This window comes from Acinetobacter sp. RF15B, assembly GCF_007558235.1.
Classification (GTDB): Bacteria; Pseudomonadota; Gammaproteobacteria; order Pseudomonadales; family Moraxellaceae; genus Acinetobacter; species Acinetobacter lwoffii_C.
In genome coordinates this window covers 22,532-35,919 of the sequence record NZ_VLSR01000018.1, presented here as the reverse complement: position 1 = coordinate 35,919, position 13,388 = coordinate 22,532, and the positions used below count along the sequence as shown (strand labels likewise).

Annotated in this window: 12 protein-coding genes and 1 pseudogene; 7 read left to right on the top strand and 6 right to left on the bottom strand. The window is 43.1% G+C overall.

Features of this window, described 5'->3' with window-relative positions; genetic code table 11:
- Nucleotides 1-28 precede the first annotated feature (28 nt).
- The 6 genes from E2K74_RS11895 to E2K74_RS11870 form a co-directional block, all read right to left on the bottom strand.
- Entirely contained in the window at nt 29-346 is a 318-nt protein-coding gene (locus tag E2K74_RS11895) for a Rieske (2Fe-2S) protein (protein WP_151207821.1), read from the bottom strand.
- Nucleotides 343-999 carry a DsbA family oxidoreductase gene (locus tag E2K74_RS11890; RefSeq protein WP_151207819.1) on the bottom strand — a complete coding sequence of 219 codons (657 nt, stop codon included), beginning with the start codon at nt 997-999 and terminating at the stop codon, nt 343-345. Before E2K74_RS11890 ends, E2K74_RS11895 begins: the two co-directional genes overlap by 4 nt.
- Entirely contained in the window at nt 996-2,333 is a 1,338-nt protein-coding gene (locus tag E2K74_RS11885; RefSeq protein WP_151207817.1) for an MFS transporter, read from the bottom strand. The genes E2K74_RS11890 and E2K74_RS11885 overlap by 4 nt, the downstream gene beginning before the upstream one ends.
- A gap of 132 nt (nt 2,334-2,465) precedes the next feature.
- Nucleotides 2,466-3,515 carry a 3-keto-5-aminohexanoate cleavage protein gene (locus tag E2K74_RS11880; RefSeq protein ID WP_151207815.1) on the bottom strand — a complete coding sequence of 350 codons (1,050 nt, stop codon included), beginning with the start codon at nt 3,513-3,515 and terminating at the stop codon, nt 2,466-2,468.
- A 61-nt stretch (nt 3,516-3,576) separates the two neighbouring features.
- Entirely contained in the window at nt 3,577-4,425 is an 849-nt protein-coding gene (locus E2K74_RS11875; protein WP_151207813.1) for a TauD/TfdA dioxygenase family protein, read from the bottom strand.
- Nucleotides 4,426-4,449: 24 nt separating this feature from the next.
- Nucleotides 4,450-5,436: a quinone oxidoreductase family protein gene (locus E2K74_RS11870; protein WP_151207811.1), complete on the bottom strand. Its 987-nt coding sequence runs from the start codon at nt 5,434-5,436 to the stop codon at nt 4,450-4,452.
- Between the two features lie 294 nt (nt 5,437-5,730).
- Between E2K74_RS11870 and E2K74_RS11865 the strand changes: the two genes are divergently transcribed.
- The 7 genes and pseudogenes from E2K74_RS11865 to cydB all read left to right on the top strand — a co-directional run bounded on the left by E2K74_RS11865 (nt 5,731) and on the right by cydB (nt 13,369).
- On the top strand, nt 5,731-6,612 hold the full coding sequence (locus tag E2K74_RS11865; protein ID WP_151207809.1) for a LysR family transcriptional regulator: 882 nt from the start codon (nt 5,731-5,733) through the stop codon (nt 6,610-6,612).
- Nucleotides 6,613-6,843: 231 nt separating this feature from the next.
- Nucleotides 6,844-7,548 (top strand): CoA transferase subunit A, encoded by a 705-nt coding sequence (locus E2K74_RS11860; RefSeq protein ID WP_151207807.1) that lies wholly within the window; start codon nt 6,844-6,846, stop codon nt 7,546-7,548.
- A 3-nt stretch (nt 7,549-7,551) separates the two neighbouring features.
- Nucleotides 7,552-8,202 (top strand): annotated as a pseudogene (locus E2K74_RS11855) (3-oxoacid CoA-transferase subunit B).
- Nucleotides 8,203-8,902: 700 nt separating this feature from the next.
- Nucleotides 8,903-9,961 (top strand): porin, encoded by a 1,059-nt coding sequence (locus E2K74_RS11850; protein WP_151207805.1) that lies wholly within the window; start codon nt 8,903-8,905, stop codon nt 9,959-9,961.
- A 488-nt stretch (nt 9,962-10,449) separates the two neighbouring features.
- A complete protein-coding gene (gene cydP / locus E2K74_RS11845; protein WP_151203213.1) occupies nt 10,450-10,641 on the top strand; it encodes a cytochrome oxidase putative small subunit CydP in 192 nt (63 codons plus the stop codon).
- The gene (locus tag E2K74_RS11840; RefSeq protein ID WP_151207841.1) at nt 10,641-12,227 is read left to right on the top strand and encodes a cytochrome ubiquinol oxidase subunit I; all 1,587 of its coding nucleotides are present in this window, start codon (nt 10,641-10,643) and stop codon (nt 12,225-12,227) included. The genes cydP and E2K74_RS11840 overlap by 1 nt, the downstream gene beginning before the upstream one ends.
- Nucleotides 12,224-13,369: a cytochrome d ubiquinol oxidase subunit II gene (gene cydB, locus E2K74_RS11835; protein WP_151203215.1), complete on the top strand. Its 1,146-nt coding sequence runs from the start codon at nt 12,224-12,226 to the stop codon at nt 13,367-13,369. Before E2K74_RS11840 ends, cydB begins: the two co-directional genes overlap by 4 nt.
- Nucleotides 13,370-13,388: the final 19 nt, after the last annotated feature.

The window sequence follows — 13,388 nt, the reverse complement described above, 5'->3', positions numbered from 1 at the left end:
CAAGTTAGTTTGACCTGAACTATTCATGTCACGCTCCTTCGCCTAATCGAATGAATAGCTGCTCACCTTCAGTTTCAACGGTATAGGACGGCACTTTGAGCTGAGTTGAGTTCACCATATAACCGTCGGTCAAATTAAAACGCAGGCCGTGCGCACAACACTGAATGGTGCAGCCATCCAATTTACCGCTAAATAAGGATGCTCCCTGATGCGGACAGCTGTCATCAATGGCATAGAACTGACCATCAATATTGAAGAGCACGAGGAACTTCTCCACGACGTTTAAAAAAACACGCTCACCCAAGGAAGGGATCTTTTCATCTGGAACTTCAAAGCGTCGTGTCATACCACCGCCTTCCTTTGTACAGCCAGTACATCCAGCATGGTTTTATAAAGTGCGCTTGCAGGTTGCGCACCAGCCATAGCATAACTGCCATCAAATACAAAATACGGCACGCCTTTTCCGCCCGTGTTAGCTGAAATAAACGGCAAATGGGGCGCAGCCAAAAGTTCGGTGATCTGCTCCTGTGCATAACCACACTCTATTGCAATTTTCTGCAAAACCGCAGGATCTGAAATATTTTCAGACTGATGGAAATAAGCAGAAAATAGCTTTTCAAGCAAAAGATCATGCTGAGCCGAGTTACCGAGTTTCATGGCATAAGCAAATATCCTATGAGCTCGGGCTGTATTCGGCATACGCGCTATACGTTCAAAGTCGATATCTACCTCGACGGCTTTCGCTGCCTGACGCACCTGCTCCTGACGCATTTTCACAGCAGTTCGACTACCTAGACGCTGTAAATAAAAAGCTTTAAAGGGCACTCCTTCGACCGGAATGGAGGGTAATAGCTGTACGCCCAGCCATTTGACCTCCACTTCAACCTCGGGATGGCTCAGTTTCAATTGTTGAATGGCCGCTTGAAGTTGACGTTTTCCAATCAAACACCACGGACAAATAAAATCGAAAAATACGTCGATACCAATTTTTAATTTCATGTCTGGTCACCTTCTTTTGATGACATAGAATTTTGTTCAGATGCAGCTTGTACATTAAAGCCTGCCATATCACGCATATAATGGCGTTTGGCATAAAAGAAAACGGCTGCGGCTAGAATACTCATCGCTGGCACTAGCTGGAATGCAAGATGTAAACCAATAAAGTCGGACAGCTTGCCAACCACTAGCGGACCTAAGGCCAATCCCAGAAAATTATTAGCCAAAGTTAAAGTCGCAAATGCAGTACTGTGCACAGAGTTATGGGTCAGGTTGGCCACCATCGCACTCGATGGTCCATTGGTCCCTAATGCCAGGAACATGCCCAAAGCAATCATGATTAATTGTGGAGTGCCTGCGGGCATGGCAAAAGCAATCGATAGTAATACGCAGCCCAGCAAACAATACACAATAGCCAGCGTCACTTTACGATCTGGACGACCTTTGCCCAAACGGTCACAGAGCATACCGCATAAAATCGTACCGACTGCACTACTTAAAATAATAACCGCCGCAATTACGCCGGCTTTATCTGTACTCATACCATAGTAGCGGTTCAGATAACTCGGAAACCAGACAATTACCGTGCCGCCAACAAACAGCTGTAAGCCGCTGCCAATATAAGTTGCAATGACAGAACGGCTTGAATAGATAGATCTTAATGAGTTCTTGGCTAAACCATCTTTTTGCGTTGCATCTACTTTTTTCTTCGCCGAACCAATTTTTTTCTCTTTGACTAAAATTGGATAGAGCGTTGCTAAAGCCAGGCCAAATACTGCCATGGCACCAAAAGCCCAACGCCAGCCAAAATTCTCCGCCAGAATGCCGCCTAAGGCCATCCCTAAAAAAGACCCAAAAACACCGCCAGCCATAAATGAGCTAGCTAATGTTGCGCGCATATCTCGAGGAAAAACCGCCACCACAACCGCAATGCCTACACTGCCATAAGCCGCTTCACCGACCCCCACCAAAAAGCGGGCAAACAGCATATGCTCATAGCTTTCTGCAACGGCACAGCCCAAGGTGGCTAAACTCCATAGAACAGCCATTAGAGTTAAGCTTTTTACCTTGCCAAATTTGTCTGCCAAAATAGATAAAGGCAAAGTCAGCAAACCTACCATCAATGCCACAATACCGCTGAGCAGACCTAACTGCCCGTCGGTTAATGTCCATTCATTTTTGATTAAGGGAAAGACGGCATTAAGAACCTGACGTGACATATAGTCAGAAATCAGCAATCCGAATGTCAGTGCAAAAACAATCCAAGCATAACGGCGAGGAATTCCAATAGATGTATCGATGCCTGTTGCTGATGCTGAATACTGATGCGCACCCATACAACCTCCTTGTATTTTTTATTTTAAATTATTCATTTCATATACGAAGAATCACAAAGTGAAATCCTTTGCAATTCTTCGCATTTTGGTGCTTTTCTTGAAGCAAAAATCCTATTTGCTCAAGTTTTTCAACTAGCGTTGTGGTACACCTTTTTGGCCCGGCCTGCGGTTTGGTGCCATACCATTGGCCAGTAATGTTTCTTCAATAGTGTCGTACTGAACGCCAATACGATAAATTTCACGCGCTTCTTTACCATTTGCAACTTCACGGCCAAGTTCATGGGCAATACGAACCGTCTGTTTGATTTGCTCAACTGAAGAGAAACGCTCACCTTTATGATCAATGATCGTATCTTCATTACCGACACGTGCATGCAGCCCCATTGCCATTGAAATGGTATTCAGCGGCAGGACATTTTTCAGTAACGATTCAGAGGTCAAGGTACAGCCATCTGGAACACGATGCACGAAATTAAAGAAGTTAAATGGATTTGGTCCATCGAAACCACCGCCAATACCAATCCAGGTCAAGTTCATCGGGCCTTTGTAAAGACCTTTACGAACCAGTCGCTCCAAAGTTTCCAGGCCATGCATACCAGTCAACTGGAAATGTGGCTGAATCCCATTGGCAGCCAAGCGTTTAAGATGTTCAATAAGCCATTCCGGACCCGCTGGAACAGTCATTTCAGCATAAGCTGCCTGAACCGCAGGATTTTCCAGTGATGTACCTTTTAAATATTCTGGATATAGAAGTTCCATAATATTCATTTGTGTGGTGTTAACCGCAACCGTAACCTGATCTGGTTTCGGATCTAGCTCGGCCAGTTTGTGACGTGTGTCATCACTGAGCCAAAGGGCGGCCTCACCTTCGCTTTCAGGTGCAAAGGAAATAGAACCACCCACCTGAATAATCATATCAGGTACAGCTTTACGTACACCTGCAATCAGCTCATTAAACTTCGATAAGCGTTTTGAACCCTTACCGTCAAGCTCGCGAACATGCAAATGCAGTACCGATGCACCTGCTTCATAACATTCCACCGCTTTCTGGATTTGTTCTTCCATGGTCACAGGAATGTCTTCAGGAAAATCTTCTGGCATCCACTCTGGGCCATACGGCGCAACAGTAATGACCACTTTTTCCATGTTTTCTGGGTGCAAAGAATCGTCAAAGAATTGCATGTGCATCTCCTTATGTATTTTTAATTGTGAATTTAGCTCGTTGTGTGCGGTGTACTAACCTTTAATAGGTCGCGTCACCAATAATGCCTGCGCGCTCCATTTTGCGATGGCAAGCCGGATAATCCATCACGGCATAATGCTGTGTGCTGCGGTTGTCCCAAATTGCAATACTGTTCGGTTTCCAGCGCCAGCGTACTTGATACTCAGGAATATAAGCCTGAGAAATGAGGTAACGCAGCAAGTCTGAAGCACCCGGGTTTGCATCCTGCCCAAAGCGGACATGCTCTTTGGTATGAAAATTACTCAAATGCGTCGTGAATGCATTTACATATAAAATTTTTTCACCGGTTTCCGGATGGGTGCGTACTACAGGATGCTCTGCATCTGGATACTGGGCTTTTAATGCCAGCCGCTTTTCGATCGGCATGGCAGCACCGAAACTCGCCTCAATACTATGATAAGCCCGTAAATCGGCTATTTTTTCTTTAATATTTTCTGGCAGATTTTCATAAGCCAGCACCATGTTGGTCCACATAGTGTCACCACCGACCGGTGGGCATTCAATACAGCGCAGCACACAGCCCATCGGCGGAATTTTTCGCCAGCTGGCATCGCTATGCCAGGAATTTTCATAACGGTCGATTGGACTGTCCGGGTTTTTATAAATTTGCACCAGACCCGGATGTTCAGGGTGACTCCCCAAAGCCGGGTGATCTTCCAGTTGACCAAAACGCTCGGCAAAGGCCACATGCTCTGCACGTGTAATATCTTGATCTCTTAAAAATAAAACACGGTGCTGCAATAGATTACTGCGAATCTCTGAAAACAAGTCATCATCATGAATCGCATCGGCCACATTGATGCCGCTGATTTCTGCCCCGATATGGCAGCTTAATTTTTCAATTTGCATAAGAAATCCTTTCCAGCAAAATTCTTAAATTACGAAAATAGATGAACCTGTGGTTTTACGTGCTTCAAGATCACGGTGTGCCTGAACAGCATCCTTGAGTTCATAACGCTGATTGATTTCAATCTTGATACGGCCACTGGCCACATGATCGAACAACTCATCTGCCAGTTCCTGTTTTTCAACCGGATCGGCAATGTAATCTGCCAATGCCGGACGAGTAATAAACAATGAACCTTTCATTGCCAGTAAAACCGGATTGAAGTCTGGAATTGGGCCAGATGCAGTACCTACACAAACCAACAGACCACGGCGTTTCAGTGAGTCAAGGGAAGCCATAAGCGTGTCCTTGCCTACACTGTCAAATACAACGTTTACACCGACCCCATCAGTCAGTTCATGTACACGCTCAGCAACATTTTCATGACTATAATTAATGACATGATCACAGCCGTGCGCGCGGGCAATTGCTGCTTTTTCTTCTGAAGATGTGGTGCCGATCACAGTCAAGCCCAGCAGTTTTGCCCATTGCGCAACAATCAGACCCACACCGCCGGCAGCAGCATGTAGTAAAATGGTATCGCCTTTTTTAAAGTCATAAATACGGCGCATCAAATAGGCAGAAGTCAGTCCACGCATGGTCATTGCCGCTGCGGTTTCGCAAGAAATGCCTTCAGGGAGCTTGATTAATACATTCGCATCGACCAGTCTTGCGGTGCTGTATGCGCCCAGTGTATTAATAAAACCGGTATAAGTAACTTTATCGCCTACCTGAACATTGGTAACGCCTTCACCAATAGCCTCTACTACACCAGCTGCTTCAACTCCCATTCCGTTTGGGAGCGGAATCTTATAGGTGCCATCGCGAAAGTAGGTATCGGCATAATTTAGACCAACAGCAACGTGTCGAACACGAACTTGACCTGCTTCAGGTTCTCCTACATGAATATCTTCCAGATACATGACATCTGGAGCACCTGTTTCATCGAACTTGACTGCTTGATTTAAACTCATTTCCTTTCCCTGCTGATAATTATTCAGTGTCAACAATTCCTTTAGCAAAGCTACAACACTCGCGCAAATGAGCACTTTACATATCACGACACCGAGTTGTCATTTTGCGACAGCAGGCTTTTAAAGTTGAGTTGGCCCGGTGAAATACAATAAATATCCAGAATTTACTTATTAAAATTAAATGCTTTATCAGTATAATCATTTTGTTAAAAATACCTTTTAATAGCGCTCTCTCCACTTTTTCATTTCAATTTTTTTGTGTAATCGCACACTAAAAGATGATGAGGCTACGCAATGACCTTAAAACAATTAAAAGCATTTTTAGTCTTGGCGCGGACACTAAATTATGCCAGCGCAGCCGATGAACTTTGCCTGAGTCAATCCGCGCTCAGTATCAGCATCAAAACACTGGAAGAGGAGTTAGGCGGCAAGCTGTTCAGACGTAATACCCGCCGTGTTAATATCACCCCCGAAGGTCAATCCCTAATTCCTTATGCCAAAAAGCTGTTAGCCAATTGGGAAGATATGGAAAAAGACCTGAAACAGCGCTTTCAATTAAAGCGCGGCACATTAAATATCGCTTCCATGCCCTATGCAACGCATGCAGTTTTACCCGAACTCCTGCATCATTTTTCCAAACTGCATCCCAATATCAACTTTTCGATTCATGATGTTCCGAATGAAAAAATTATTGAAAAAATTCAAGACGGTATATTTGAAATTGGGATTTGCTTTAAGCCTGAAACATGCGGACAGATGAGCTTTCATCCCCTCTTTCATGAAGACTTTTTAGCCGTTTTGCCCAAAGACCACGTGTTAGCGCATCAGTCCCGTGTCAGCTGGAAAGAGCTACTGTCTTTTCCATTTATTGGCTTACAAAGCCCCTCAATCGTGCGGCATATTATAGAAAAAAAGTGTATCGAAAATAATCTGCAGCTGAATTTAAAACTCGAATGCCATCAGGTGAGTTCCTTGGCTCATTTTGTTGCTTATGGTTTAGGGGTGAGCGCCATTCCACGCCAATTTGGCAAGTTTATTGATACAGAGCACAGCACTTTAGTTGAAATTTCTGATGTTAATATTCAATTAGAATTGGGTATTTTGTATAAAAAAGATCTCGAACTTTCAAATATTTCTGCCCAATTTATCGAAATCGTCATGGCACATCAATTTTAGATTTTTATTTACAAATAACTTATTCCTAAACATCATCTTTTAAAATTATAAATTTTTTTGACATCCGTCGCCTCATCTCCTCATCTAAACCCGCTTTTTGATTTTTGGGCAGTTCATTTTGACTGCTCGCCATTATTTAATTTTTTTCATTCCACATTCAAAATAATCAATTTCTCAAACGGGCAGCCAAATGCTAGTAATACATCTATCTAGGAAAAAAGGATTCATCGGATGAATAAAGTTTTTGCCAATGCACAGCATGCATTAGCGGATATTATTAAAAACAATCAGAGCATCGCTGTAGGCGGTTTTGGTGTATGCGGTATTCCTGAAATGCTGATTGATGCCTTAAAAGATACAGGCGCTACAGGACTCACCTGTATTTCAAATAATGCAGGTACAGATGGCATTGGTTTAGGCAAGCTGTTGCTCAGCAAACAGATTAAAAAAATGATTTCATCCTATGTGGGTGAAAACAAAGAGTTTGAACGTCAATTTCTCAATGGTGAGCTTGAGGTTGAACTGACACCACAAGGCACTTTAGCCGAAAAGCTACGTTCTGGCGGAGCCGGCATTCCCGCTTTTTATACTCAAACCGGGGTCGGAACCCTGATTGCTGAAGGCAAAGAAGTCCGTAACTTTAATGGCAAGGATTATATTTTAGAACCAACCATCACCACAGATATTGCCCTGGTCAAAGCCTATAAGGCAGATAAAGCAGGAAATTTAGTTTTCCGTAAAACAGCCAGAAATTTTAATCCTGAATGCGCGATGGCAGGCAAAATCACCATTGCAGAAGTGGAACAGCTTGTCGAAATTGGTGAACTTGATCCTGACGAGATTCATCTTCCGGGGATTTATGTCAATCGAATTGTATTAAATCCGGCCCCGGAAAAGCACATAGAACAAATGACCCTGAAAGCAGCGGAGGCTTAAACCATGGCTTGGACACGCAATGAAATGGCGCAGCGCGCTGCACTGGAACTTGAAGATGGTTTTTATGTCAATTTAGGGATTGGCCTGCCGACCCTTGTAGCCAACTACATCCCTCAAAATATGAATGTATGGCTACAATCGGAAAATGGCCTGTTGGGTATTGGCGAGTTTCCGACTGAAGAAACGCTAGATGCCGATTTAATTAATGCCGGAAAACAGACAGTCACAGCACGCTCTGGTGCTTCTTTCTTTTCCAGCTCAGAATCTTTTGCAATGATTCGTGGTGGTCATGTCAATATTGCAATTTTAGGGGCAATGGAAGTTTCTGAAAGCGGTGATTTAGCTAACTGAATGATTCCCGGCAAGAAAGTTAAGGGCATGGGCGGCGCAATGGATCTGGTTGCCGGCGTGCAAAAAATTGTTGTCTTGATGGAACATACCGCAAAAGATAGCAGCCCTAAAATTTTAAAACACTGCTCTCTTCCGCTGACAGGCAAAGCGGTAGTCAACCGAATTATTTCAGATTTAGGTGTGCTGGATATTACAGCAGATGGAATTAAATTAATTGAGCTGGCAAAAGATGTTTCCCTGGAACAGATAAAGGCTGCGACCGGAGTAACACTCATTACAAATCACCTGAATGTGTCTGTATAGCACGCTAATTTTTCTCATCAAGCAGCTGCGATCGACTTATTATTTCCTCTTCACACAGGAGTTCATGAGCAATTTGAAACTCTGTCTTTTGCACATAAAGATAATAAAAAGTTGATCATGGCTGCCAGTATTGAAATAGCACCGTTCTAAATCTGCAGGCAAAGAATGGCAACTTTCTTACTTTTTTCCATTTGTATTGATCATTCGATTAATGCTCAGATTTGAATGCTTTAACCATCTTCCCCTTCTAAAAGTTACAGCCGATCAGACACTATGTAAGCTTCTTGTTCTAAAATAAATGCCTAGCCGAATAAAAACCGTTATTAAAGACAGTTTCTCAATGATCAACGATGTATCTTTCAATGAAATTCAATAGTTCATACACGACAACTGAGGTATCTCATAACCAGATTTTTTTGTTTCTTTTGTGGACTTTTAATAAAAAAACCATGTCTCATCCAAAAAACCTGTTTATAAACAATTCATTTTTAATAGATTAAAATAAACAAAGAGATTATTTTTCCAAGATATGTCAATAAAAATAAGTGGCTGATTGGCTTTCATATTTCTGCAATATTTCCTTAATCATACTGACTTATTTGTAATGAATACTTAGCACCAATACAGGACGGTAGCAAAAATTAACAAAGCTACTACAACCACCTTGTTAAGACACCAAAAAGTCTTATTGGAGCTATATATGAAAAAAACACTTTGCGCATTAGCAATTGGGGCAACTATTTTTACTCCTATCATGGCAGCCGCTGCTGATGTTAAGGTGTATGGCCGTGCACATGTTTCTTTAGACTATCTAGATGACGGCAAAGATTATAATGAAGTGGGGCTCTCTTCTAACTCTTCTCGCTTAGGCTTTAAAGCTGAACAAAAACTAGAAAATGGCATGACTGTTTTCGGTCAAATTGAACAGGAAATCAACTTCGCCAGCGGTGCAGCTAACGACGATGTTGAGTTTGCTACACGTGATACTTTTGTCGGTTTAAAAGGTGATTTTGGTCAGGTACGTGCAGGTCGTTTTGACAGTCCATTTAAAGTCGCTCGTGGTCCAGTTAACTTCTTTGGTGACATGGTTGGTGACATCCGTAACTTAACACGCGCTGGTGAACTTCGTTTCGATGAGCGTAATGCCAATACCATTGAATATAAATCCCCAAAACTTGGTGGTGGTTTCAATGTACTGGGCGCACTTTCCCTGCATGAAGCGAACAGCCCAGATACCGAAAAAGATGGCAAGAATAAAGACAAAGCTTATGATCTGGCTTTGACTTATAAAGAAGGTCCGGTAGATTTCGCCGCTGCTTATGAGCATTATGAAGAAGATGCTAGCAAAGGCGAACGTGATGGCTTCCGTGTAGCTGCTGCTTATAAAATTACACCTGAATTTAACTTGGGCGCACTTTATCAATACCTCACCCATGATCTAGAAGGTACCGCGGATAAATATGCAGATGCACAAGTACTGGGTGTAGCAGCAGACTATAAAATTGCGCCAAAAACTTCTGTACGCGGTCAAGTGTTCCACCGTGATGTAGATGCTGATGATGCAAATGCCACTTTATTAGCATTGGGTGTTGAACACCGCCTGGACAAAACGGTACGTGTTTACGCTAACCTGGCAACAGTACTAAATGATGATAACTCAAGTCTGACGCCTTGGTCTCAAGCTCGCACCAATAACATTGGCGGTGTAAAAGGTAAAGATGCAACTGGCTTATCTTTGGGCTTCCGTTACGACTTCTAAGTCCTTCTATAACGTTATTCAAAGAACACGCTTAGGCGTGTTTTTTAATTTGTGGAAATGCGCTTTAAAGCTTTCATGGCTCAAGACTGCACCCGATTGATACCAATAGCGCAATAAAAGGTTTTTTATCAGCTAAACCAATGAATATACTGAAAATTCATGAAATTCTGGCAAAAGTTCGTATTATTTTATAAATACAAAACCTAGCATTTTAATCTGCTTTAACTCATTATTTAAGAAACTCTAAACCAAGCAAAATAATATACTTTAAAAAAATAAATATAAGCATTTTAGTCGGGTTTAAAAAATAGCTTAAATTACACAAAATAATCAAAAAAATTTAGAATACCGTGCAATCTACTATTTTTATATTACATTAAAAAACAATAGCTTGTAAAATATATATTTATTAAAACTGTTTGGACTATTTATTTTTCACTTACAATGTATTAATAATATACCTTAAGTTTTATAACGGGCTTGTGCGCATGAGCTTAGTTCCTAAAAATCTCAACCAGAAAACAGTAAGAGAGCTTTCTTTTATTTTAATTATCAAAATTATTTTATTAATGATAATTAAAAACATCTGGTTTGATGCACCTACTATTCCCAAAGATTTTGACAATCAAGTCGCCGAGCGTATTGCCGGCAATCCTTCCCAAATCAAGGAGACACGTTGATGATATCTGAAAGCGTGGTCGATCTTTCGCGGTTCCAGTTCGCTATGACCGCGATGTATCACTTTATTTTTGTTCCACTTACCTTAGGCTTGGCTTTTCTTCTTGCCATCATGGAAACCACATATGTGATTTCTGGCAAAGAAATCTATAAGGACATGACTAAATTTTGGGGAAAACTGTTTGGTATTAACTTTGCCCTAGGGGTAACCACCGGTCTGACAATGGAGTTCCAGTTCGGGACCAACTGGGCTTACTATTCGCACTATGTAGGTGATATTTTTGGTGCTCCACTGGCCATTGAAGGACTAATGGCATTCTTCCTCGAATCAACCTTTATCGGTTTATTCTTCTTTGGCTGGGATCGACTTTCCAAAATCCAGCATTTATGCGTCACCTGGCTGGTTGCCTTAGGCTCGAATATGTCAGCCTTGTGGATTCTGGTGGCCAATGGATGGATGCAAAACCCGGTCGGTTCTACATTCAATTACGAAACCATGCGTATGGAGCTGATTGATTTTAGCGCACTGATTTTTAACCCGGTAGCTCAGGTTAAATTTGTCCATACTGTTTCCGCAGGTTATGTAACCGGTGCAATCTTTGTCCTCGCGATTTCAAGTTATTACATGCTGAAAAAACGCGACCTGCCATTTGCACGCCGTTCTTTTGCCATTGCAGCCATTTTCGGCCTGGCCTCTACGCTTTCAGTAATCTTACTGGGGGATGAATCGGGTTATGAACTGGGTGATGTGCAAAAAACCAAACTTGCAGCGATTGAAGCAGAATGGGATACCCACCCTGCGCCTGCCGCATTTACCCTGTTTGGTATTCCAAATAAAGAAACCATGACTACCGATTATGCGGTAAAAATCCCGTATGTCATGGGCCTGATTGCGACACGCTCAACCACTGAACAGGTGACCGGTATTAAAGACCTGCTGGTACAGCATGAAGAGCGTATCCGTAACGGTATGGTAGCTTATTCACAGCTTGAAAAATTACGTGCGGGTGATCAGTCTCCAGAATTAAAAGCTGCATTTGCCGAGTCTCAAAAAGACTTGGGCTATGGTCTGCTTCTGAAGAAATACACCCCGAATGTCGTAGATGCTTCTGATGAGCAAATCAAGGCTGCTGCCAAAGATACGATTCCACATGTACCAAGCCTGTTCTGGGCATTCCGTGCCATGGTCGGTTCTGGCTTCCTCATGCTGCTTCTGTTTGCACTGGCCACGTTTGCTGTAGCAAAACGTAATGCTGAAAATAAACCTTGGTTATTGAAGTTCGCTTTATTTGCGCTACCACTCCCATGGATTGCCGCCCAAACTGGCTGGTACGTGGCAGAAGTTGGTCGTCAGCCTTGGACAATTGGTGAAGTTCTCCCTACCCACCTGTCAACCTCCAGCTTAAGTACAGGCGATGTATGGGGTTCTATCCTAGCTCTGGCTGCGTTCTACACTGTACTGCTGATTATTGAAATGTACCTGATGATCAAATTCTCCCGTCTTGGTCCAAGTTCTTTGCATACAGGTAAATATCATTTCGAGAAACTTGAAGCAGCAAAAAAGTCAAATGAGGAGACTCAAGCATGATCGAATATGAATTACTGAAAATTATCTGGTGGGTTCTAGTCGGTGTGTTATTGATCGGCTTCGCCCTGACGGATGGTTTCGATATGGGTTCGATGGCGATCATGCCATTCGTGGGTAAAAACGATGATGAACGCCGTGCGGCCATTAATACGATTGCTCCGCACTGGGACGGTAACCAGGTCTGGTTCATCACCGCAGGTGGTGCACTATTTGCAGCTTGGCCAATGGTCTATGCTACTGCCTTCTCAGGCATGTACTGGGCGCTCCTTCTGGTGCTGTTTGCCCTGTTCCTGCGTCCTGTCGGTTTTGACTATCGTTCCAAACTAGAGAATACCAAATGGCGTACTTCTTGGGACTGGGGTCTGGCCATCGGCGGCGCAGTACCAGCATTGGTATTTGGTGTGGCTTTCGGCAACATGTTCCTAGGTGTACCATTCACCTTGGATGAAACTGTACGTTCAACTTACACTGGCAGTTTCTTTGCCCTGTTGAACCCATTTGCGCTGGTGTGTGGTCTGGTCAGCTTATCCATGCTATGTGCCCATGGGGGTGCCTGGTTAATGCTACGTACGGATGGCGATTTGCGTACTCGCTCTGCCAAAGCCACTCAAATTATGGGGGTCGTATTCTTAATATGCTTCCTGGGTGCAGGTGCGTGGTTATACTTCGGCGACATTCAGGGCTATACACTGGTTGAACCATTTGATACCAACGGTGTTGCTAACCCCCTTGCCAAAGAAGTTCTTACCAATGCCAACCCTGGCTGGATGAACAACTACTCAACCTATCCAATCACCATGGCTGCTCCAATTGCCGGCATTCTGGGTGGTCTGATCATCGTGCTTGCAGCAGGTAAAAATAAAGCAGGTTTAAGCTTCCTCGGCTCAAGTCTGGCCGTAATAGGTGCGATCTTGACTGCCGGTTTTGCCTTATTCCCATTCCTGATGCCTTCAAGCATTAACCCGATGGTCAGCCTGACCATGTGGGATGCTGTTTCCAGTCAAAATACCTTAACTGTCATGACTGTGGCAGCATGTATCTTCGTTCCATTGATCCTGCTTTACACCACCTGGTGTTATTACAAGATGTGGGGCGTGGTAACCAGCAAACATATTCAAGAGAATTCACACAGCCTGTACTAAGGCTGTGTCTTAAGGAGAC